At 35.8% G+C, this 24,078-nt stretch carries 21 protein-coding genes; 3 read left to right on the top strand and 18 right to left on the bottom strand.

What is annotated here, in order from left to right:
• Positions 1-67: 67 nt before the first annotated feature.
• The 13 genes from BBH99_RS14330 to BBH99_RS14270 form a co-directional block, all read right to left on the bottom strand.
• On the bottom strand, positions 68-703 hold the full coding sequence (locus tag BBH99_RS14330) for a hypothetical protein (RefSeq protein ID WP_083188838.1): 636 nt from the start codon (positions 701-703) through the stop codon (positions 68-70).
• Positions 669-1,295, bottom strand: a complete 627-nt coding sequence (locus BBH99_RS14325; protein WP_066697007.1) for a LolA family protein — start codon at positions 1,293-1,295, stop codon at positions 669-671. The genes BBH99_RS14330 and BBH99_RS14325 overlap by 35 nt, the downstream gene beginning before the upstream one ends.
• Positions 1,288-2,043 (bottom strand): polysaccharide deacetylase family protein, encoded by a 756-nt coding sequence (locus BBH99_RS14320; RefSeq protein WP_066697004.1) that lies wholly within the window; start codon positions 2,041-2,043, stop codon positions 1,288-1,290. Before BBH99_RS14320 ends, BBH99_RS14325 begins: the two co-directional genes overlap by 8 nt.
• Positions 2,044-2,229: 186 nt before the next feature.
• Positions 2,230-3,291, bottom strand: a complete 1,062-nt coding sequence (locus BBH99_RS14315) for a beta-ketoacyl synthase N-terminal-like domain-containing protein (protein WP_066697001.1) — start codon at positions 3,289-3,291, stop codon at positions 2,230-2,232.
• Positions 3,288-4,487: a beta-ketoacyl-[acyl-carrier-protein] synthase family protein gene (locus BBH99_RS14310; RefSeq protein ID WP_066696999.1), complete on the bottom strand. Its 1,200-nt coding sequence runs from the start codon at positions 4,485-4,487 to the stop codon at positions 3,288-3,290. Before BBH99_RS14310 ends, BBH99_RS14315 begins: the two co-directional genes overlap by 4 nt.
• 87 nt (positions 4,488-4,574) lie before the next feature.
• Positions 4,575-4,832: a phosphopantetheine-binding protein gene (locus BBH99_RS14305; RefSeq protein WP_066696998.1), complete on the bottom strand. Its 258-nt coding sequence runs from the start codon at positions 4,830-4,832 to the stop codon at positions 4,575-4,577.
• An 87-nt stretch (positions 4,833-4,919) separates the two neighbouring features.
• Positions 4,920-5,459, bottom strand: a complete 540-nt coding sequence (locus tag BBH99_RS14300; protein WP_083188837.1) for a beta-ketoacyl-[acyl-carrier-protein] synthase family protein — start codon at positions 5,457-5,459, stop codon at positions 4,920-4,922.
• A gap of 10 nt (positions 5,460-5,469) precedes the next feature.
• On the bottom strand, positions 5,470-6,612 hold the full coding sequence (locus BBH99_RS14295) for a beta-ketoacyl synthase N-terminal-like domain-containing protein (protein WP_066696996.1): 1,143 nt from the start codon (positions 6,610-6,612) through the stop codon (positions 5,470-5,472).
• On the bottom strand, positions 6,609-7,037 hold the full coding sequence (locus BBH99_RS14290) for an acyl-CoA thioesterase (RefSeq protein WP_066696993.1): 429 nt from the start codon (positions 7,035-7,037) through the stop codon (positions 6,609-6,611). Before BBH99_RS14290 ends, BBH99_RS14295 begins: the two co-directional genes overlap by 4 nt.
• 68 nt (positions 7,038-7,105) lie before the next feature.
• Entirely contained in the window at positions 7,106-8,374 is a 1,269-nt protein-coding gene (locus tag BBH99_RS14285) for an ABC transporter permease (RefSeq protein ID WP_066696992.1), read from the bottom strand.
• Positions 8,361-9,119: an ABC transporter ATP-binding protein gene (locus BBH99_RS14280; protein WP_083188836.1), complete on the bottom strand. Its 759-nt coding sequence runs from the start codon at positions 9,117-9,119 to the stop codon at positions 8,361-8,363. The genes BBH99_RS14285 and BBH99_RS14280 overlap by 14 nt, the downstream gene beginning before the upstream one ends.
• Before the next feature lies 1 nt (position 9,120).
• A complete protein-coding gene (locus BBH99_RS14275; protein ID WP_066696990.1) occupies positions 9,121-10,116 on the bottom strand; it encodes a BtrH N-terminal domain-containing protein in 996 nt (331 codons plus the stop codon).
• A gap of 49 nt (positions 10,117-10,165) precedes the next feature.
• Positions 10,166-10,570: a hypothetical protein gene (locus BBH99_RS14270; RefSeq protein WP_066696988.1), complete on the bottom strand. Its 405-nt coding sequence runs from the start codon at positions 10,568-10,570 to the stop codon at positions 10,166-10,168.
• 434 nt (positions 10,571-11,004) lie between these two features.
• Here BBH99_RS14270 and BBH99_RS14265 point away from each other — a divergent pair, with 434 nt between their 5' ends.
• Complete coding sequence (locus tag BBH99_RS14265; RefSeq protein ID WP_066696986.1) at positions 11,005-13,917, top strand: M16 family metallopeptidase; 2,913 nt, start codon at positions 11,005-11,007, stop codon at positions 13,915-13,917.
• 853 nt (positions 13,918-14,770) lie between these two features.
• Here the strand turns inward: BBH99_RS14265 and BBH99_RS14260 are convergent.
• From BBH99_RS14260 to BBH99_RS14240, 5 genes are read right to left on the bottom strand one after another with little or no spacing between them, the layout of a single operon-like run.
• Positions 14,771-15,214: an ABC transporter permease gene (locus tag BBH99_RS14260; protein ID WP_066696983.1), complete on the bottom strand. Its 444-nt coding sequence runs from the start codon at positions 15,212-15,214 to the stop codon at positions 14,771-14,773.
• Positions 15,215-15,221: 7 nt separating this feature from the next.
• Complete coding sequence (locus BBH99_RS14255) at positions 15,222-15,653, bottom strand: hypothetical protein (RefSeq protein WP_066696980.1); 432 nt, start codon at positions 15,651-15,653, stop codon at positions 15,222-15,224.
• Entirely contained in the window at positions 15,653-16,792 is a 1,140-nt protein-coding gene (locus BBH99_RS14250) for a beta-ketoacyl-ACP synthase III (RefSeq protein WP_066696976.1), read from the bottom strand. The genes BBH99_RS14255 and BBH99_RS14250 overlap by 1 nt, the downstream gene beginning before the upstream one ends.
• A 1-nt stretch (position 16,793) precedes the next feature.
• Positions 16,794-17,708: a hypothetical protein gene (locus BBH99_RS14245; RefSeq protein ID WP_066696972.1), complete on the bottom strand. Its 915-nt coding sequence runs from the start codon at positions 17,706-17,708 to the stop codon at positions 16,794-16,796.
• A 42-nt stretch (positions 17,709-17,750) separates the two neighbouring features.
• Complete coding sequence (locus BBH99_RS14240) at positions 17,751-21,404, bottom strand: MMPL family transporter (protein ID WP_066696969.1); 3,654 nt, start codon at positions 21,402-21,404, stop codon at positions 17,751-17,753.
• Between the two features lie 171 nt (positions 21,405-21,575).
• Between BBH99_RS14240 and BBH99_RS14235 the strand changes: the two genes are divergently transcribed.
• Complete coding sequence (locus BBH99_RS14235; RefSeq protein WP_066696967.1) at positions 21,576-22,589, top strand: hypothetical protein; 1,014 nt, start codon at positions 21,576-21,578, stop codon at positions 22,587-22,589.
• A 12-nt stretch (positions 22,590-22,601) separates the two neighbouring features.
• Entirely contained in the window at positions 22,602-23,750 is a 1,149-nt protein-coding gene (locus tag BBH99_RS14230; RefSeq protein WP_123873190.1) for a hypothetical protein, read from the top strand.
• Positions 23,751-24,078: the final 328 nt, after the last annotated feature.

The following is a 24,078-nucleotide window of genomic DNA, read 5'->3' as shown; positions in this document are numbered from 1 at the left end:
TTTTAAGATTAAATGGATGATAAATTCCTGTCTGAAAAGTGATGTTCATCTGTTTTCATGTTGGGAATCATTCTGTTTCGGTTATTTGAAATAGTTTTATATTGATCTTAAAATCCTTATGTTGTAAGTTTAAGCTGTCTGCGAAGATATGCTTTTTTGCATCAAAAGTAAAATCGATCTTTTCCCTGTTGTTTTTTGTGTAAATGATCTGTTTCAGCAGGTTGTTTTCTTTGTTGAAGAACAGATAATAGCTTTTATTGTCAATTTTAGAGAGATAGATTTTAGCATTTTCATTTTCAAAACTTTCACTCACAGGATATTGTCTTTTTAACAGCTGTTGAAAATCATTTTTCAGAAAGTTGATGACAATTTTCTTATCCAGATCCGGAAGTACGTAATTGAGCTTGAAATTCTGATCTGAGATTTCAAAATCAATCAGTTTATTCCCGAAATCAGAGGTTAATGCAACACGATGTGTCGTTTCATTCAGCTTTTTGATGATCAGGATGCCGCTCACATGGTTTTTATAAATATCCATCTGGCATTTATACACATAGTCTTCGGCAGATGAAAAATAAAGATTTTCAACTGTTTTTTCCGTTGCCGGAACTGACTTCACATCAGTAAGCTGATAAGATTTACAGGAAACAGCCAGTATTAAAATCAGGCTATAAAGTAAATTCTGACGCAGGAATGGAAGCATTGATCTTTGTATTTTTGAAAACAATATTAGTTGTATCACCTGAAGCCTCAGTCATATTCACCTGGGAAACGGTAGATTGGCTTTTAGGAAAGTAAAGTTCAATCTGCTTGATGTATTTTAAAAGCTGCGAAGTCTTCGGAACAAATTTCGCTACATTGTAATTTCCGTTTTTGAAATATGTTACTGTAAACTCAGGATCATTAAACATTGTTCCGTTTGAACTTCCTACAATCAGTTTATTGATCTTTTCAAAAGTCTTGCTCTTAGCATCTACAGACGATTTTTTCCCCTGGTCATTAATGTAGATCTTGTTGCTTTTAAAAACGATACTATACTGATAAGGCTTAGTATATTTCCAGCTCAGCATACTGGGAGTTTGCAAAGACATTTTTCCGTAAGTAACAATGCTTTTATCCAGAAAATCCATTTTCTTCGTCTGGGTAAAATCACTCTGCAGCGTTTTGATTTCTTTAGTATCTGCCGAAACTTTAGATACAAACGCTTTTGCCTCTGCTCCGGACATCGCCGTGTTTTGGGCAAAAAATAATCCGGATACCAGTAAAAATGCTCCGAAAGCAATATTTTTAATCATTTTGTCTTGAATTTCTAATGGAATCAACTGTAAAAGTTGAGTACTTTTTATCTGCCAAAAATACTAATAAATCTGCCAGCACACGATACGTTTTTTCTGAAGTGTCATGAAGAAGGATAATGCTTCCTTTTTTTAGCCCTTTGGTTACTCTTAGGTAGATTTTCTTCTCATCATCAATAATAGTGTCCAGGGAACGGACATTCCAGCCGATGCTTGTTTTATGAGTCCTTCTGATCGCTTTGGCAATACTCGGATTGGTAACCCCGAATGGAGGTCTGTATAAATGGGTTTGTATATTGCCAACATCCTTCATGATCTTATCACAGTTTTCAATCTCAGCCATCATTTTTGAGGTTGATAAAAAACCTGTTGAATTGGAGTGGGATAAAGTATGATTTCCGATGGTATGACCTTCAGCAATAATTCTTTGAAAGGTCTCGGGATATTTTTCAATCTGTTTTCCGATACAAAAAAAGGTTGCTTTTATTCTATGTTCTTTCAGTAGATCTAAAAACTTAGGCGTAAATTCCGTAGGGCCATCATCAAAAGTAAGGGCTACTTCTTTGATTTTTGTTCTTTTATGGGTAATACTGTTGACAAAATATCCCAGTTCAATAGCAAATGATCCCCAAACCACGACTGCTGAAAAAGCAAGGAAACATGCAATATACACCCAAAGACTTCCATGAAACGCATAGATAAAAACGTTACAGAAGATATAAAACAGGATGAATGAATAATGTTTCATGATTAGTGAGGTATTTCTAGTAGAGATTCTTCCTTCGTCAGAATGACAATCGTAAAAATTTTATGTCTGCTTGATCTATTTTAGAGTTCTTTTGTCACTCTGTAAGAGTCTAAACTTATATATGTTGAGATTCCACGCTCCACTTCGTTTCACTGTGAATGACAGAATTACGCTATAATAAAATAATTAAGCTCTTTCCAATAAGACCAAACTATGATCGTCCCCTGCCAGATGATTGTAAAGAAGTATATTTTTTATTTCCTGCTTTTTCTCTGCGTTAATCATCATCACTTCCGGAATCTGTTGTTCCTTAAGAATATGGCAAGCGATAAACGTAGAAAAACCGCTCGCCGTATTAAACTCTCCGCTCAAATGCTTGTAATACAGTAATGCTGAACCTGGAAACAGGTCCATTGCTTTTGTATAATAAATATCAGAGTCTGCATCACTACTGAAACCTAAAATAACAGCATCAATATCTTTTGCAGAAAGATTATTCTTTGTTAAAAACTCCTGAATAAAATCTGAAGTTTCTTCAGATTCTAGTTTGTTACTGATTTTAATGTCAGTAAGTTTGGCGTAGGAATTTTCTGTTTTATCTTTTCCAACTACGAAAAAGCTTGCCCCTTCGCCCCAAATAACCCCTTTGGTAGTGGAATGCAGATAATCCACAGGAAGATCTGATTCTTTTTTAATGGTATTATTCAGGCAGTAGAGTTCCATAGTCCTGTCGGTCTGCTCATCGGTAGCCCCAACCAGTATATTTTCAGCTTCGCCATCCTTAATCTGAAGTTGGGCATCCAATAATGAAAACTCCAGCGACGAAGAAGTATTTACATAGGTAAAGTTGTAGGCGTGGCATTGTAATCCCAGTGCAATCTGACCTGCAACGGTATTATGGGTAGACTGAATGAAAAATGTTGGAGTTAAAAATTCTTCATGATGATCAATCACGTTTTTCAGGAACTTTTCAGAATCCTGTGAACATCCCATTCCGGTTCCTACAATAATGGCATCCGGTTTTTCAATTCCAGCTTCTTTTAAAGCGTAATGAGAAGCTACAGAACTCATTTTAACAGTTTTAGACATTCTCCTGATCATGGCAGGCGGAATGAATTCTTTGTAGTTAGGTTCTATGGCTTTTATAATCTTTGCGGAGTTTTCCGGCTTAAGATTCTGAAGGATATTTTCGTTTAAAGTGTCCTGAACAGAGATACAGGATGCACTGTTGATGTATACTGTACTCATGATTTAGAGAATATTAAGGTGGAACAGTTTCCTCCAAATCCAAATGAATTGGAAAGAACATGATTGATATTTTTCTCCTTCAGCTCAGTAACCGGAGTGAGATCAAACTCTTCCATTTTCGTTTTAAAATTCAGGTTTGGGAAAATAAGGCTGTGCTGCATCGCTAAAATTGAAAATACAGCTTCAATTCCGGCTGCGGCAGCCAGTGTATGTCCTGTAAATGCCTTTGTAGAGCTGAATTCAGGAACATTATTTTCTCCAAATATTCTGATCATGGCAATTCCTTCAGACAAATCATTATTAGGAGTTGCTGTTCCATGAACATTGATATAATCGATGTTTTCTTTTTGTAAGCCTGAAATTTTCAGGGCCTGCTGCATTGCTAAAAATGCTCCCTGTCCGTTTTCAGAAGAAGCAGTTTGATGATGGGCATCATTAGCATTTCCATATCCGGAAAGATAAGCCAGCACCTGTTTATTTTCTTTTTTAACAACCTCTTCAGATTCCAGTACTAAAAAAGCGGCTGCTTCTCCAAGATTTAATCCTTTTCTGTTGTTATCAAAAGGAGTGTTGTAAGAGTCTGTAAGAATCATCAGGGTATTGAACCCGTTCAGTGTAAATTTTGAAAGGGAATCTGTTCCACCAACGATTACACGATCCAGAACTCCGTTTTTAATAAGTTTGGCTCCCATCATGATGGCATTTGCTGCCGATGAGCAGGCTGTGCTGATGGTAGAAACCATGCCTTTTAATCCTAAATGATCAGCAATAGCCAATGAGGAATTTCCGGCATCATGGGCGTCAATGTATTTTTGCTTTTCAGGAAAGTCTTCGTAAGAGTAGAAATATTTTTCAGTGATATCCATTCCTCCAACGCTGGTGGAAGAGATTAATCCGGTTCTGTACCCGTTGATATCGGATATTCCTGCACTTTCTACAGCTTCTTTAGCGGCAACCATCCCTAATAAGGATGTTCTTGTTACGTTATTATCATCATGTAATTGAAGCTTCTGTACAAGTTCCTCATTGGATAATTTTATTTCACCGGTTTTAATAGCTCCGGCGTGGCGGGTTTCAAACATCTGAATATCTGAAATACCATGTTTTCCGGACCGTAATGAAATAAAATTTTCCTCCACATTGTTTCCGATGGAGGAAATGATGCCCATTCCTGTTATGGCAATTTTTTGACTCATTCTATTAAATAATGTAACAATGTATCAATGTAACAGTTTACCAATTCTTCTTAGTACATTGATACACCGTTAAACAGTTATATTAATTTATTTTGTTCTGTTATCTTCGATGAATTTAGCCATGGTATCGATAGATTGGAAAATTTCCTTTCCTTTTTTAGGATCGGCTAATTTTATTCCATAATCTTTATCCAGAAGAACGATCAATTCCAAAGCATCAATAGAATCCAATCCTAACCCACCTCCGAATAACGGATCTGCGTCTTTGATTTCCTCTACAGAAACGTCTTCAAGGTTAAGTACTTCGATAATTTTGTGCTTCAATTCTGTTTTTAAGTTTTCCATAATTTAATTAATTTACCAATGTATCCATGTACCAGTTTATCAATATTTAAAATTGTTACATTTCCACATTGTTATATTGTTACATTTTTACAAGGTTAGCAAATATACAAAAGCTTTGTAATTTTCCTGAAATAATTCAACCCAGCCACACAATACTTTATCGGCTTTTCCGGATTGAAGGATATTTTCAGCATAATCGTTTAAAAATTTTTCATCAAATTCATCCAAAACGAAGAAAGCATTCTCTGTCTGCATTTTGTGTTTAATGCTAATTTCTCCCACACAGATATTGGGTAAGGTATAAACAAAGACTGCTGGACTGGGGAAGTAGTTTTCATGGGAGTTGATGCTTTCCTGGTATTTAAAATCAGTATCCAGGCTGGATGATTTGTTAGCAAAAACTAATGCTGTTCTGCTTTGGTCTTCTTCTTTTAAAAGCATTTCAGCAGCAAGAAAGGCCAGTTTACTTAAACTGTCCATTTTATGAAATTTCGGATAGCTGAGCTCTAGGTTTTTATAGGCTTCTTTCGCAAATTCCGGAAATGTATTGCTTTCGGTTTCAAAAATAAGGTTTCCGTCAACGGTTATTTTTGAATGTTCTATGGTGCAGCTGCTTATTTTCTTCATCCTATTCATTTTAACATTTTTCCAATACAAGTGCCGCGTTACACCCACCAAAACCAGAAGCCGTTTTCAGAATATATCTGATGCTTGCAGGTTGGTTTTCTTTAATGATATTCAAAGGTTGAGACACTCCCATTTCTTCAAAGTTTTTAGATGGGATCAAAGTGTTTTGAAGAGCAGATTCCATAGAAATGATACTTTCCAGCAATCCGGATGCACCTAAGCAGTGTCCGTAATAGCCCTTCATACTGTTCAGAGGGATATTTTGCAGCTCCATTCTGCTGAAGGCAATGCTTTCCATTTCATCGTTATATAATGTTGCCGTTCCGTGGGCAGATATAAAATCGATTTCTTCTGAAGAAACATGGGCTTCCATCATCGCATTTTTGATGCTTCCATATAAACCGTCTCCTGTTCTGGATGGACCTGAAATATGGTTGGCATCGTTGATGGCAGAATCTCCTAAGACTTTAAATCTGAATGTCTCGTTTTCGGAAGGCTCTGAAGTAATATAAGCTGCAGCTGCTGCCTCTCCGATATTGATTCCGTTCCGGTTTTTATCATAAGGTTTGCAGGGTTCTGATCCAATGGCCTGAAACGAATTAAATCCTGAGATCACAAATTCAGTAATTTCATCTCCTGCGATTACGAAGGCATCTTTATATCTTCCCGCCTGAATCATATTCTTGGCAACGGCAATAGCCATTACTCCTGATACACACGCATTGGAAACTACAATAGGTTTGGTTTTAAATCCGAAAAAATCAGCAATTTTTTGTGCTAATTGTGATAGATAAACACCATCCGGTAATTCAGCCTGATTTTTTAATAAGCTGATATTTCCTTTTGTTGTTGAAAGGATGAAAGCTGTGTCTTCAGTTACAGGATGCTTTTCAATCAAAGGTTTCATGCTTAAAAGAAGCATTTTTTCCAGTCTTGTGAATTTCAGATTGGTCTTTTGAGTGAAAATTCTCCCAAATTCATTCTCCAGCTTTTCAGAATCAATCACCGATGCATAGAATGCGTCCTGGCTTTCTATAATTTTATGTAAAGTAACCCCTGATTGTCCGGATACAAGTGCATTCCAGTTAGAATCCACATCAAAACCGAGGGGAGTTACGCAGTTATAGTCTGTAATATAAATTTCCTTCTTCATGATAATCCCATTTTATCTTTCCAGGTTTGAAAAAACTCCGGATTGTATAAGCATAAACTTCCGTTGCTGTCCAGAAACACCTGGATGGTTTCTCCACTGCATACTAATTGATTTTCCTGATTGAAAAGCTCATACTTATAAATAAGCTTTGCGGAAACAGAATTGACAAAAGTGGTCACAATTCTGAAGGTTTCTCCATATTTTAAGGGAAGAAAATGTTCGCAGGTACTTTTTACGATAGGGGTTACATAGCCAGCTTTCTGAATATCAAGATAAGTAAGGCCATGCTGGCGTCCGAATGCTTCCCTTCCGTCTTCAAAATAAACGATATAATGGCCATGCCAGACAATACCCAGCGGATCTGTCTCATTGAATCGTACTCTTACTTCTTCAGTACAGGTTAATATATTTTCGTTAGACTGCATGTTTTTTCTTCCTGAGTTTTGTTTTAATGGTGTCAGAAACTTTCTGACAATATTAGTAATAAAATAGATTAAATATTATGAAGTTTTCTTTCGTAGAAAATAGAGATGGATACGGTGGCAATGTAAAATAAAAACAGGAATACCAGTTCTTTGGCAATCCCTCCGATTCCGCTGTTTCTTAAAATAATATCATAATAAGCATTCAATCCCCAGTTCATAGGGGAAAATTTGGCTACGGTCTGCATGAATTCAGGCATCAGAAATACCGGAACCCAGATTCCTCCGATCGCCGCTAATACCACAACTGATGTTGCTCCAAAAGGTGCGGATTGTTCCTGTGTATCTGCAATAGTTCCTAATAATACTCCAAATCCAATGGCTGCTAACCCAGCAAATAAGGTTACCGTTACAAGCTGGACCATTTTTCCGGATACATCAAACGCCGGAAGATCCATGTATGGGAAAAGATAAATCCCTACAGCTACCATCAATAAAAACTGAATAAGGCAGATAATAAGATAAGTAAATGTTTTTCCTAAAATATGTACGAAATAAGGAGTAGGGCTTATTCTTGCTCTTACACTTGTTCCCTGGCTTTTTTCTTTGACAAGATTGATGGATAAAGGGACAACAATGAAAAAAATCGCGAAAAGAGTCCAAGCAGGAACATTGTGCTGAACAGAATTCGGCATAATGTCCATTTCCCCTTTTTTCGGGGTGATTTCCTTGAAGCTGATAAGGTTTTTATTTTCTTCAAGATTTTCCTCGGTTCCCAACTGATCCTGGAAGGCTTTATAGATCTTTTTATTTTCGATCTCAAAAACCATTTTGTTCACGGAATTTATCACAGAGTTTTTGAATCCAGCATTGGTAGCCGGGTCAAAATACAAATGAATCGCTTTGGCTTTAGGAGCTGCTATTTTTGTTTTTGCAGAATCACCTTCCAATCCAAATGAGCTTACAATTGTCTGAACTTTAGAATCGATATTGGAATTTAAATCTTTTGTAAGATTTTCAGGAATCACGATGGCCATCTGGTATTCTCCTGCAAATACAGCATCTTGTGCTGATTTTTCGTTGAAATTGGTCAAAAGTTGAAAAGTCTTGCTGTTTTCAAGCTCACCTTTTATATTTTTAGAAACTTCAGACTTATCATTATCGATAAAAATGATCGGGATTTTTGAACCTTCAAGATTTTTAAAGGTAGAATCCTGAATCAGGGTAATGGTTACAATTAAAAGCAACGGCATTACGAAAATAATGACAATTCCTCCGATATCTCTTTTCAGCAGAAGAATTTCCTTAATAAAACTTCTCCACAGTTTATACAACAACATCTCTTAATTCTTTTCCGGTTAATGAAATGAAAACATCTTCTAAGTTTTCTGCATGGGCGATCTGAGAAACCAGTTCTTCAGGAGTTCCCACAGCATGAATTCTTCCTTTGTCTATAATCGCAATCTTGGTACAGAATTCTTCCGCTTCAGAAAGGTGGTGAGAAGTATAGATAATGCACGTTCCGTTTTTATTCAGTTCTAAAAGGAAATCTATGATTACTTTTTTGGATTGTACATCTACTCCTACAGTTGGCTCATCCAAAAACAGAACTTTGGGATTGTGAAGCGTTCCGGCGATGAGGTTGCAGCGGCGTTTCATCCCTCCGGAGAATTGTCCTACCTGTTTATTGGCAAATTTTGAAAGACCCATAATTTCCAGGGATTCATCAATAGTCCTGATAAGCTGCTTATGCTTCAATCCGTATAAACTTCCGAAGAACATAAGGTTTTCTTTGGCTGTAAGGGTAGGATACAGCGCATATTCCTGTGGAACAATACCCATAATCTGCCTGATCTTGAAATTGTCTTTTTGTGGAGACAATCCGTTAATCGTAAATTGCCCTGAAGTAGGTTTAATTAAACCCGAAAGCATGGAAATTAAAGTTGTTTTTCCTGCTCCGTTTGGCCCAAGAATTCCATAGATTTCGTTTTTGTCAATATTCAAAGAGATATCATTGACAGAAAACTCATCAGAATTTTTGTATTTTTTATATAGATTTTTAATCTCAATCATATTCTCTGCCATATCAGATTGCTTTTCTCAGTTTTTTATAGAAAGCTTCTTCTAAATCTGCAATATGAAGCATTGTTTTTGATAAAGTGTTGTAGATATCGCTTTTAGCATTTCTGTTTTTGTAAACTCTCGCAATATCTACGGCAAAGTCTCTCCAAAGATCACCAATAGCGGTAATTTCCTTTGAAAGCTCTTTTAATTCATCGTTTTTAAGAATGACGGATGCTTCCTGAAGGAATGCTCCATAGATAAACCTGAAGCCTCCGCCTCCGGTCCCGATTTCTTCCTGCATTCTTATCAGCTGTCCCAGATAATGGTTGGTAACTTTTGTCCCTTTCTTTTCGGCCCATTTCGGGATACTTTTAGCAACCCATCTCATAGCTTTTACTCCAATAAGCGGTACGGGAGCCAGCATGTTTTTGCAGGTATCCTTAATCCCTTTTTTTATAGCTTCTTCCAAGTGAATATCTTCCGGAATATAAATTGGATAGTACATATGCCCTTTTGGAGGAAGCGCCCCCTTGGCATATCTTACTTTTTCCAGTTCTGCTTCTGTAAGCGTTGTGGTGTAATCCATTACCGGATCACTGATGAGGAATTTTCCGTCTTCTTTCCCATATACAACCAGGTTGTGGGCATTGAAGTGGAATTTATATTCTTCCGGAAAATAGGTGAGGTTAAAAACACCTACCTGAAGTCCTGTAGGGATATTCTGTTCTAAATTTCTTTCCAGTGCCTTTTGAGCATCTTGAGGATTTGAGAATTTTTCTCTTTTGATTTTAATTCCTAATCTTTTCGCTGCTTTACTGAAAATAGCACCCGGCATCGGACGATAGCTGAAGCCCGGAGCAAAATTCACCTTTAAAAAGGGAAGGTAGACAAAAAACAATCCTGAACCGATTCCGAAGATCATAGGTTCACTTAGTTTCAGTCCTCTGTTAAGCAGTAGATTAGAAGCAACACCGTTTTCGCAATGCGCAGTCTGATGGTGTTCAAAGTTTAATTTCATTTGCAGTTTATATCTTTTTCATAGGTAAATAAAGCGTGTTTTACTTTATTTATTTCCCGTCGAAGTTTTTGAGTTCATTCACTGAAATCCCGAAAGCATCGGCATATTTTTTCAGTGCAGTTTCACTTAGTGTTTTAAATACTTTGGGCTTAAAATGTCTTTTTACCCTCCATTGCCACATTCCTACATAAGAGGACAGTACTCCCAGGTCCATTTTATTCAGTTCCATAAAATAAACGATAGGGCTTACGATATTATTGGCAACGTTTTGCTTTGCTTCCTCAATTCTCTCATAAATCAATTCCATGGATTCATCCAAAGCCGCTTTTTTTGCATCCCAGCCTGTACTGTTGGCTGTTGTATAATTATCATTTTCATCCGTTACATACAGTACTTCTGTCATGTTGGCGGATTTCAGATTACTTTCGTCTTGAGGCAGGTCTTGTTTTTTCATCTGAATAATGTTTAATTTTTTAGATTCCGGATAAACTTTATTTTATCTGTTCTGGATTTTTTTAATCAGTTGGCTAAAATAGTGAAAATACATAATATGAAAATTATGCCAAATCTGATGAGGAAATCGTTCTAAAATAAAGGCTGTATCAGATTTTTAGTCAAAATCTGATGATAAAGCGGGCCATTGTCTTTCTCCGTTTTAATAAGAGGGAAAATGGTTTTTGTATTTTCTTCCTAAGCTTATCGGTGGGAAGAGATTTTATGTTTTCTTCTGTTTTTATCCGGAGATGTTTAACTATTTAGGGGTAATGAAATCTTAAGAAATACTGTTAATACTTATGATGTATGTTTATATTGAGGGACGCTGTAACAAGTGCCTCCTGTCATAAGACTAATGGATTAGAAATTTGAATATAAAATTAAACAACCACTATGAAGAAATTTTTTATTTCTGTTTCGCTTTTCTGCATGCTTAGTGCTATGGCTCAGAAATTCGATACTCAAAAACTAACTGATGCCCAAGGGTATACGTATGAAACTGTAAAAAATGACCAGGCTGGGGTAAGAGTGTATACCCTGAAAAACGGATTAAAGGTTTATCTTGCTAAAAACGAAGATGCCCCGAGAATCCAGACTTATATTCCGGTAAGAACAGGATCAAATAATGACCCGAGTGATAATACCGGATTGGCTCATTACTTAGAGCATATGGTTTTCAAAGGAACTTCAAAACTTGGAACTCAGGATTGGGCAAAGGAAAAAGCTTTGCTACAACAGATTTCCGATCTTTATGAGCAGCATAAGGCAGAAAAAGATCCTGCAAAGAAGAAAGAACTGTACAAAAAGATTGATGAGGTTTCTCAGGAAGCATCAAAATATGCTATTGCCAATGAATATGATAAAGCAATTTCTTCACTGGGAGCTACCGGAACCAATGCTCATACCTGGTTGGATGAAACGGTTTACAAAAACAATATTCCATCCAATGAACTTGAAAAATGGTTAAGAGTTGAAAAGGAACGTTTTTCAGAGCTGGTTCTTCGTCTTTTCCATACAGAACTGGAAGCAGTGTATGAAGAGTATAACAGAGCACAGGATAATGACGGACGTTTGGTAAACTATGCTTTGATGGAAGCACTTTTCCCAAAACACCCGAACGGACAGCAAACGACTATCGGTACTTCTGAACACCTGAAGAGCCCTTCAATGGTAGCAATTCATAAGTATTTTGATACGTATTATGTTCCAAATAACATGGCGGTTGTATTGGTTGGAGACCTTGATTTTGATAAAACTATAAAATTAGTTGATCAATATTTCGGAGCATTTAAGTACAAGGAACTGCCGATGAAAAAGATGGTAACAGAAGAGCCGATGACTCAGATTGTTTCCAGAACGGTAAAAAGTCCGTCTACTCCAAGAATGACTATGGCGTGGAGAACTGATTCTTACGGAACTCAGGAGGCGAGGTTAGCAGATGTTGTTGCTGAGATTTTAAGCAACAGAGGAGATGCTGGATTAATTGACCTTAATATCAATCAAAAGCAGAAAACATTAGGAGCAGGAGCTTATGAATCACCATTCAAAATGTATGGAACATTTGCATTAGTGGTAACTCCTAAGGACGGACAAAGTTTTGATGAAGCTAAGAAACTATTGTTAGATCAGCTTGATTTAGTTAAAAAAGGACAATTCCCTGATTGGATGCTGAAAGCTATCGTCAATGATAAAAAGGTTCAGCGCATGAAAGGGTTGGAAACTGCGGATGGCTTGGCAACAGAACTTTATGATTCCTATATCAAAGGAAGAACGTGGGAGCAGGAGCTGGATGAGATCAATCAGTATGAAAAGATCACTAAGGCTGATGTAGTAAAGTTTGCGAATGATTTCTTTAAAGATAACTATGTCGTAGTTTACAAAGAAAAAGGAGTGAATGATAAGCTTGTTCGAGTAGAAAACCCAGGAATTACCCCAATTAAACTGAACAGGGAAGCGCAATCACCTTTCCTTAAAGATATTTTAAATACCAAGGTTGCAGAAATTAAGCCTGAATTTATCGATTATAAAACAGCAATTCAGACTTCAAAGGTAAAAGACAAGACGGTAAGTTTCGTAAAGAATAAATACAATGAAATTGCCCAGGTAAGCTATGTTTTCCCTTTCGGAACAGACAATGATAAGGAACTTTCATTAGCAGGAACTTTTTTTGAATATCTGGGGACCGATAAATATACTCCGGAGCAGCTGAAAGAAGAGTTTTATAAGTTAGGAATTACTTATAGTTTCAGAACATCTAATGACCAAACTACGGTTACTTTATCAGGGCTTGAAGGCAATATGAAGAAAGGGGTAGAACTGATGAATCATTGGATGACGAATGTAAAGGCAGATAAAGCTGTTTACAGCCAAACAGTGAAAACTATTCTTGAAGCCAGAGAAGCTGCTAAGAAAGATAAAGTGAGAATTATGGGAGCCCTTTCCAACTATGCAAAGTATGGAAAAGATTCAAGAATGACGGATGTGATTTCTAAAGCCCGCCTTGAAAGCATTGACGCTGTAGAGTTAGTGAAGAAAATCAAAACACTGAACCAGTATCCATACGAAGTTCTTCTTTACGGACAGGATAAGGCAGGAATGGAGAAAGCAGTACAGCCTTATATTGTGAATGCAAGTCTGCAGCCTGCAAAAGCTAAAGAGTATGCAGAGCCTGCAACAACAGGAAAAGTCTATTTCACAAATTATGACATGGTACAGATGGAAATGGCTAAAGTAGCGAAAGGAAGTCCTGTAAACCTAAGCAACTTCGGAAAGGCTAATGTTTTCAATGAGTACTTTGGAAGAGGATTATCTTCTATTGTTTTCCAGGAGATCAGAGAAAGTAAGTCCCTGGCTTATTCTGCATATGTTTCTTATGCAAATGCTTCAGAGAAAGGACATGCGAACTATATCACGAATTATATCGGAACACAGGCGAATAAACTTCCATTAGCTGTAAATGCAATGAGCGAACTAATGGTTGAGTTACCGCAAATTCCAACACAGTTTGAAAATGCAAGAGGTTCAGCATTAAAACAGATTGCTTCCAACAGAATTAACAGAACAAATATTTTCTTCAGTCAGTTAGCACTTAAAAAATTAGGGGTTGATTATGACCTTAGAAAAGATACTTATGCTGAAATTCAGGGATTAACACTGCCTCAGCTAACAGGATTCTATAATACAGAAGTGAAACCTGTACAATACAACACCGCAATTATCGGTAAGAAAGAAAACCTGAATATGGAATCTATCAATAAAATGGGAACATTCCAAGAGGTGTCTCTTGAAGAGATTTTCGGATACTAATATTTTAGTTTTAATAATAGGTAAAGTGGGGCAGAAATGTTCCACTTTTTTTGTTTAAATAAGGTATTTGTCTGATAGTGAATGTTTCACAGTATTGTAGAATGTTTCACGTGAAATATGCCGCTGTTTTAACACGAATATCACAAATAATTCCACAAATGGACACGATTATTTTGGAGAAATTTGTTATAACGCAAAGTTCGCAAATGATTATGTAAATATGGTTAATTTCGATCGCAAGGATGTTTCACTCAGCAAAGGGAATACCTTTGATTGACGTGTGAGTTTTTATTTCAATAGAGGTGGGCTTTAGCCCGCCTAAATAAAGAGATAAAATTCGTTTGGCTTTAGCCAAAACTTATTTATTCTGCACGCAATACTCTCTACTCAAAAATAGTGATAGATCTTAGCTAAGTGAAACACCTTTGCGAACTAAAAAATAATAAGACCAAGGATTTCCCTTGCGATCATGGCGTTTAAAAAGCATTTGATTTTAACGCAAAGTTCGCAAAGGATTATTAAATGCGGTTGTTTTCGATCGCAAGGGCGTTTCACTCAGCAAAGGGAATACCTTTGATTGAAGTGTAAGTTTTTAATTCAATAGAGGTGGGCTTTAGCCCGCCTAAATAAAGAGATAAAATTCATCTGGCTTTAGCCGAAACTTATTCATTCTTCACGCAATAACCTTTTCAAAGACAGGCAGAAGTCTTAGCTGAGTGCAACGCCTTTGCGAACGTGAAAAAATAAGACTAGGCATTTCTTTGCGATCATAGCGTTAAAAACAAAAAGAAATCATTGTAAAAACAAAAAAGCTGCACAAAATGTACAGCTTTTATAGTCTTTTTCTTTCTTTTTACGATTTTACCTCCTGAATAAACAGGTTAATCTCTGCCCTAATCAACAATTCGTCATTATTGAAGGTTTCGCAGAAAATGTGGCAGATGTTTTCAAACTGGGAAATCAGTGATGCTTTTGAAATGATTTTGTCATTTACTTTTGGAAGTCCGAAGATCTCAATCTTTTTGATATTGGTGATAAAGCCTATCACTTTGGTATCTGCTTCCGGATTTTCGAAGAAACTTTGTCCAAGGATGGATGAGCAGGTTTGGGCCAGATTTTCAATTAAACCGGCTTCAGCCAATTCATTGTTATGAACAAAGATATTGTCATCTTTTATTTCAAAGGAAGTCACTACTTTTTCCTTGGTCAGTTCCAGGATATAGTCTGCCATCAGCATCGGTTCACGATGAGGTAAAAAGTTGTGTATATTGATGATATTTTCTTCCCTGATTTCCATTAAAAAATTATTTTACAGCGGTTTTCATTTGAGATTTTGCAATCACTTCACCGTTTAATTTGGTAACAATGTCTACAAGTGTTACTCCCATTACTTCATTGAGGATGGTTACCTCAGATTTCAGTTGATCTCCAACTTTAGGCAATACTTCAGCTTCAAAGGATTTGATGGCTCCAATATATCCTGTTGGAGCGTCTTTTCCAAGCAGATAGTATTTGTATCCTGTATGAAGGGCTACACTTTGTGCCTGATGTTCAATAAGTCCGGAAGCCTGAAAAGATCCTTCATGAACAAAAAGGTTGTCTTCTTTTATTTCAAATCCGGAAATAAGATGGTTTTCAGAATATTCTGACAACTCGTGTACCATTACAAACGGGGCACGTTGCGGGATGAGACTTTGTACAAAATCTGTATCGGATGTTGGCAGTCTGTTTTCCATTAGCAGACCGTTAATAAAGAACAAGAATAGGCAAATCTTCCACTCTCAGGAACACAAAGAAGTACTTTTTCTCCTTTTTTCAATGTTCCGGAGTTCATTAGTTCTTCTAATGCGACGAAGATAGATCCGGCACCGATATTTCCAATACTTGAAAGGTTGTAGAACCATTTTTCAGCAGGGAAATCCATTCCTTTTTTAGCGAATTCCTCTTTCAATCCATCTTTGAAGTATCCTGAAGAGATGTGAGCCAATACATGGTCAATTTTTGCAGGATCAAGATTATGTTTATCGAAAGAAGCTCTTAAGCTTTCCGCTCCTTTTACAAGGATGTATTTGTCAAGGATTTTCGTGTCCTGTTTAATAGCAAAAATAGAGTCTTTCAACCAGGAATCAGATGGGTAATCTGCCCATGATTTTAAGCTTCCATCTTCCTGCTTTTCGCATCCTGCATACATACATGCTTCGATTTCGTGAGCGTAGGAATAGAAATCAATGAATTCTACTTTTAAAGAGATTCCGTTTTCTCTCGGTTTATTTTCTAATAGGAAAGCACCTGCTCCGTCAGAAAGCATCCATCTCAGGAATTCTCTTTTAAAAGCAATAATCGGTCTTTCTTCCAGTAATTTTAAATTTTCCGCTTCGTGATTGAATTTATCAGCTGTCATCCATGCAGACATTCTTTCAGAGCCAGCACATACAGCACTTTCCTGTACACCAGCTCTTACAGAAAGGAATCCATAGTTTAGAGCATTCATCCCTGAGTTACACAGTCCGGTTGCAGTATTGATTTCAATAGATTTTCCAATATTCAGTTCACCGTGAACCATAGAAGCGTGTGAAGGTTGGATCTGATCGGGAGAAGTAGTTCCTACCGATAATAACTTCATATCTTCTTTTTTGAAGTTCTCATCAAAAAGTCCTTCAATGGCTTTTGCGGTAAGCTGTGCATTGGTATGCGTAGGATTTCCTTCTTTATCTAAAGCGTAATATCTTGTAGTGATTTTATTATTTCTTAAAATAAGTGATCTGGCTTTAGAAGGTGCGTCATTGATAAGCCCCAGATATGTTTCCATTTCATCATTTGCTACCGGTTCATTGGGTAAAAATTTTGAAGCTTTTGTTATAAATACGTCGTACATTCTATTTTAAATTAATTCCTTGTAAATATCTTTTTTGTTTTTGTCTTTTAAACCAAAATATAGGGGTTGTAAGCAGGTGTAACACCAAAACGACAGGTGAGATAATCCATATCGCTGCCATCAAATATACCTTAAAGAATTTTATCAGCAATGGACGTTTCTCTTTTTTCTTGATAATCAGATGAGACCATACTGTGAAAATCTTGTTCCCAACCTTTTCTACACGCACTAAAAACGGACGGATTTCAATAGCTCCATTTTTTACAAGATCCGGTTGTAAATTTTCCAGATCATTGTTTTTAAAATGCTTTTCGATGATTGTTCCATATTTTACCGAACCTGTAATTTCTTCATCTGAAACTCCAGCTGCGGGAAGCATACCGGATTTCTCCTTTTGCCCTGTGGTTAACCAGCGAAGAATCGTCAGTACACTGGTATAATTATCATGTCTGTCTACTAATGCAATGTTTCCAACAAGTTTGGCTTTTAAATCTCTTAAATATACTTTCAGCTTTTCCTGGGAAAGCATCCACATATTTCGGGTTCCGGAAATAGTAACTACAGGTGTGTCCTTTAAGATTTGTTCTGCATAGCCACTTTTCAGAAATGAAATAATCGGGATAGATGGCGTGAGATACCATACCTGATACCCGAACAGGATGAGGTCATACTTTTTGCTCAATATTTCTTCTGAAGGAGGTACAATTTCCTTAGGTATTTGTAAATAAGATTCCGGGAAGGTGTTGAAAAAAACATCACTTGGCCAGGGAAAAGGAAAGTCTTCCTTTAACTTGATATTGTAAAAGGTAACATCATATTCTTCCTTTTGGGCTTCAAAAGGCTTGGCAATATTTCTCACAATATCCTCCAGTTGGCCGGTTTGAGAATAATATATGACAAGTATATTCTTTTTCATGGAATCTTTTTAGTGTTTACAAAAATATGTTTTTCATATGTATTATTCAGTTTTAAATACTTTTAATGATTCAGAACCGAATTTTAATGTGTGATTTTCACTTTCTACCGTCTTGTTTCTGGTATTGATGAAAATGATGGTTTCAGGAAGATTCTTGATTTCGCTGAGATCAAAACGGTCATCAGAAATCAGAAGAGCATCAATCTTTTTATTAATTTCAGACAGATCTTTTATATAATTGATCTTCCTTCTTTTTACCAGATAGTTATGGGCTGCTATTGCTCTCTTATCTTCATTCCTGATCCATGAGAAAACTCTTCTACTGGCTTGATAAAGGGTTAATAAAGCATCTTTCTGTCCAAAATCATCCGCAATATGCAGAATATTGGCGTCATCCGCAATATGTTTATTCAATTCAAAGTAAACCGATTTATTAGCATTGAAATCTTTTTTTACTTCTGTTACCACTTCATTATCCTTATATAGATAGCTTAAGAATAGCTGCTTTTTAAAATAATTTTCGTCCTCTATCTCTTCTCTCAACTTAGCAAACTCTTCTCTGTAGTAAGCGTTGATCTTTTTTGTTCTTTCGGAATAATTTTTACCAAAGCTCAGATCATCCTTACTGATTCTGTCACCCACTTTTACCGTGATGCTTCCATCATAAATAATGAAGTCGCCTTTCGGAAGTACTTCAGAATTTCCGTGAATATACAACGGAAGAACATCCAGCTCAAACTGTTCGGCAAGATAGAATGCTCCTTTATGGAATCTCTTCACATCATTGGAATAAGAACGTTCTGCTTCAGGGAAAACTACCAAAGAATAGCCTTGTGCAATTTTTTCCTTCAATTTATCCATTCCATTTTCTATACCTTGAGAAACCGGATAAAAACCCAGCGCTCTTACCAGTTTTCCAAATACAGGAGATTTATACACCCAGTCGTTCACTAAATAAATGATCTTATGGGTAGCCATTGCAATGGCCAACGTGTCCAGAAAAGAGGTGTGATTGGCAATAATAACAGCTGGTTTGCTGAAATCTTCATTCGGATTTGTAATGACCTTCTTCTTTACAAATGGATTCGAATACAGAACAGAAGTTAAAAATTTAGCTAAAATAAGTTTGATAATATTCAACGTTTTGCCCTTTGAGTTTTTCACAAAGAAGCTTCCTATAGCTGAAAATATCAGCCCTCCAAGTCCATAATATAAAAAAGAAAATACAGATATAATAAAAAGCCTGAATGTTATTGGTGAAAGTCCTTTTTTCGCTCTATTGGTAATCAATAACCTGAACCAGAAAGGGTATAAGGTAGAAGTAATGATAATCACGGAGAACATTCCGATTAAAGCCACCAAAGCCAATGAATGTAAAGCAGGATGTTTTGCAAAAATTAATGATCCAATGGATAAAATGGTTGTGAATACTGCTAAAATAATAGATGTTCTGTAAGTAGGAAGTTCATTCTTTCCTGTGGTATGCTCCTTTTGCATTGCCTGCGTAAGGAAAATGCTGAAATCATCTCCAACTCCGAAGACCAGTGTACAAACTACTGTACTGAAAATATTTAATTCCAGTCCTAAGAAATATAAAATTCCGGCGGTTACCACTCCTGTCAGAACAATAGGAAACATGGTAAGAACCGTCAGTTCGAAATTTCTGAAGAAGACAATAATGGTTAAAATAATAGCCAGAAGAGAATAATTGATCAGCGTATTGAAGTCTCTTTTTAATAAGCCTAAAAAGTTTTCATTCATCTGCTGACGGTCAATTGCAATGGCATCATGCTTCTTTTCAATATCCTTGATGAAGGCGTCTCTTTTGCTCTCGTCAACCTTTACTACATTGGAAACCGTATAAAAACCATTTTCATTGCTCATGAACTCTGAAAGCTGAAGTGCTTTCACTTTTTCATAGTCTTTGATACCTAATGTAGAGTAGTTTTTATTTAAAACCTCATTGAAATTGTCAAAAGCAGAGCTGTTGAACCCGAATTTATTTCCGTTACTGATGAGCTCAGAAACAGTTTGATTCTTTTTACTGTCATTCCAGAAGTTTTCCCAGTCCTTAATTTTCTTTTGCTGATCTTTCTCAGACAGAACAATGTTTCCAATCGAGTTATAGCTAAGAATTTTACCGTCTTTTTTCTCCTGTTCCAGGAAAGTGTTTAATTGAGAGTTTCTGGCCAGAGCCTGCTCTTCAGAACTTCCATAAGAAATCGTGTAAATGGATTTTGAAGTAATATCTGAAAGCTTTTGAAGTTTGGCCTCACTGATTTTCATTTCCTTTGGAATGTAGTTCAGATCTCCAATATCTTCATTAAAACCTACATGCCTGAATCCAAATAAACATGCCAGGATGATAACAGAACAGCCAATAATCAAAGGCTTGTTTTTTTCGTACGGATAAGAACCGATTCTATCAATAAAATTGGTATTAAGCTTTTCTTCAGAATGTTTTGGCTTATAAAGCTGAGGAACAATAATTAATGCCGTAATGGACGATAAAATAACTGTAATGGCAGCAAAAAGTCCCAGATCCTTTAAGGCTTCAGAACGCACAAATACCAGGCATAGAAAGGAAACCGCAGTAGTGGCACTACTTAATATAATGGGCTGGGTAATTTCTTTATAAAGCTCCTCAATATTATTATTGTGTTTGTAATGGGTAAGAATATGCAGTGCATAATCTATGGTAATTCCAATAAGGATGGCCCCTACACTCAATGAAATGGCAGAAATTTTATCCTTAATAAAGTATAAAACCAATAACGCCAGTAAAACAGAGAAAACTGTAGGAAGAAAGACAATGATTGGGGTAAAGAAATTTCTGAAATAATAGATCAGAAGGACCAGAAGTACCGTCATGGAAATCACAACCGTATTCTGAATGTCTTTTTTAATCTGTTTGGCATTGGCTACCGCAATCACAGGAGAACCGAAATAACTGATCTCCGTTTTTCCTTTGAACTGTTTGTTAAGATTGTCTTTTATGGTAGTAAGCTGGTCAATAAAAGCTTCATTGGCCTTGGTATCGTTGCTTTTATTTTTAGGTTCAATAAAAAGCAGAAGATTTTTGCCGTCTTTGGTTACAATATAGCTGTCTTCCAGTTTGAAATCCTTGCTGATATTTAAAGCGTTTAATTTTTTAATTCCTAAAAAAGTCAGTCCCAAAGGGTCCTTTTTGATGAATTCCTTAGTAACAAGGCTGGTAGGAGAAACCAGAGATATATAATTATCCTCAATCTGCTTGGCAATGCTGTCTTTCTGAAGCTTCCTTTCAATCTCTTTATAATCATTTTCATTGAGGAATAAAGGGAGGTTCTGATTCACAAAATCAAAGGTTTCAGAGATTTCATTATCGTTTACTTTTCCCTGGATAGAACCTATGTACTTTTGTAAAGGCTCTGTTTTCTGTAAAAAAGTATCTGCCGTTTCAGAAAGCTGGAAGCTGTCTTCGCCGGACTTATTTTCTATGATAACAATAATCTTATCCGAAAAATTAAGCTGTTTAAGGACTTTTGCCGTAAGGTCAGATTTTTCATTTTTAGGGATGATCTGATTGATATCTTCTTCAAAATTAATCTTAGAAGCAAAGAAAAGACATACGAGGGCAATTCCTAATGCTGTAAAAGCAGAAAGAATTTTGTTTCTGGAAATCAGATAATATAAAAATATAAAAAAGCGATGCATTGCATTTGAATCAAGTCTGCAAATTTAAATTTTTAAGAATTACATCAAAATAATTAGGGATAAGTTTTGGCTGGAAATCAATAAAATATTCTACTTTTGTAAAAGTTCCCTTTTGATGAAATGTATTTTAAACCCCAATTATTATTTAAAAAATAAGAATCTGTTTTTGATATGTTGATAAAAAATGATGAAAAAATAAACGGATTTTTGTTTGTAGCCGTGCTTCCGTTTCTGCTGTTTGCAATGGCTTACTATGGCTTTGAGTCTTCCTATGTAAGATTGAAAACCATGGAGAAAGCTCCGGACTTTATGTTCTCTTCAGTATATGCTTATAGGGTGATTCCGAACTATCTGAGTATACACGTTACGGAAGCCGTAACTTTTATGGTAAACAATTATGTGCCTTTTCTGAAGAATTTTCTTTTAAAGCAGGGAACATTGTTTTATCATAGTATTTTTCTGATCAACAGTTTCTTTTTTGTGCTGTCTTCAGTGGTCTTGAATTCACTTCTTAAATTAAATCCTACAGGGGTTCCTTTACATTTGAATATCAGAAGAATGATCCATCTGCTGGCGGTATTTTTTATTGTTATCGCACAGTATGTTCCCACCAATTGTGATTCTATTGCCATCTTCTTTTATCTTTTAGGGGCATTACTCACATTGAAATACCTAGAGAATAGAAAACGTATATATTTTATTCTTTTATGCCTGGTAGTATTTGTTTCTACGCTGGCAAGAGAAAGCTCATGCCTGAATATTTCTTTCTTCGCTGCCATGTGCATTGATTTTGAAAAATTGAAAAGCAAGGATTTTACCTTCATCAAAGAAATTGTATTGTTAGTCATTGCTTTTGTTATTCCTTATGCGGGGCTTAGAATGATGATTCATCAGAATGTTTCTTTTGTGGAAGGAGTTTATTTCCTGGATAATTTCAGCAGTCCCTTTAACTTAAGCGGTCTTTTATTTGGAATATTAAGCTTATATTTCAGTTATTTATTGTGTGATGAGAAAGGACAAGTCATTATCAGAAAATATTTGTTCTTTGCCATTCCTTACCTCATAATGATTGCTATGGTTGGCCTTTTCTGGGAGACAAGACTTTTCTTGCCTTTAATTCTTACGGGAATTGTGACAGCTGCACATCAGTTTAAAAATGTGATACCCCAACAGAGAGATTCATAATAAATGAGTTCGATGAAAAAAGCACTGAAAGAATTTAAACTAGGATGGTACCTTACAGGAGTTACCGTGATCTGTTTATTTAAAATCGGATTTGCCTATTATGCATGTAATGGGTTTGCTTTTGCGGACTGGCTGATTAATTATCAGGATGGTGGATTTAAAAGGAGAGGACTGCTGGGGACTGTTTTTGTTTTTTTATATGATTCATTCTCCATAAAATTACAGTATTCTGTTTTCGTAGTTCAGGCAATCGTTTATATCTCGTTTTTTTATTTTTTGTCGTTGCTGTTTAAAGTTAAGCAAACCAATATTATAGATGTATTCTTATTTCTTACGCCGTTTTGCCTTTGGGGATTTTTGTCTGATGCGGCGATTGGTTCCAGGAAAGATGGGATTTTATGGCTGCTTTTTTCAATATTTACCTACTTTTTAATAAAAAATAAATATTCCGGATTTAGGGAAACTATTCTATTAATTTCTTTTTCTTTATCCGTCTTCATTCATGAGAGTTTTATTTTCTACGTTCCTTATTTTTTATTTATACTCTTCCTTCATAGCGGGAAATTAGATATTCAAAAGAGTATTAAAATTATATTGGCTTTTTTTATTCCGGCTGCATTAATTTTTTTAATGGGAAATATGAATCCCGACTATAGCTATACCCTTCAGCTTGTTAAAGAGTGTGGTATCAATTTACAGGATTCAAATATTTTTCAATGGAAAGAAAATGAATTAATGAAGATCCAATATTATAGGGAACATTTCAATACAGTCAGCCTATATTTAGTGAGCTTCACCTTGCAGTTATTCTTCATTCTCTATTATATTTTTCTCATCAAGAAAGATGAACTGCCTAATAAGAGATTTCTGTTAGCTGCTTTTTTTATATTGATTATATCTACTGCTCCTCTGTTTTTAATTGCTATTGATGTAGGAAGATGGCTATATAATCATTTTATTCTTTTCTTTATGATCCTTATTTTCCAACTTCCTGATAGAAAGGGTGAAATGAAATTAATGGATAGATCATTAGTAAATAGTAAAAATATATTTTTCGTTTCTCTTGTCCTCATAGCTGACTTTGTTTATCGTGTTCCTTCTTATGAACTGGGCATTGATATCGGATTACCATTAAAATTTCTTTTAAAATTACTCAGCTAACTAGCGTAGATGAATAAGCCCTAAAATAGTCTATCCATACCCAATGTAAATATTCTTCTTATTGTTTGATATGTAACCTCATTGATAGTTGAGATAATGGGCGTGTGTGCTTACCTCTTAACCGCTTTTTAAATTAATTGTACCACATTTTATCAAAAAACGAACTCTCTGTTGTGAGAGAGTATATTTTTTTATTTAACTTTGTTAAGTCTTTATATATTAGCGTTATCTGTGGTTTTCAGTTAAAAAAATACCAGAAAAACTCAAAAACATATAAGGATGAAAAAAATATACATGAGGCTGAATATCTGCTTCATGACTTTTCCGC

This window comes from Chryseobacterium contaminans (assembly GCF_001684955.1).
Lineage (GTDB): Bacteria > Bacteroidota > Bacteroidia > Flavobacteriales > Weeksellaceae > Chryseobacterium > Chryseobacterium contaminans.
This window is presented reverse-complemented; position numbering and strand designations above follow the sequence as displayed.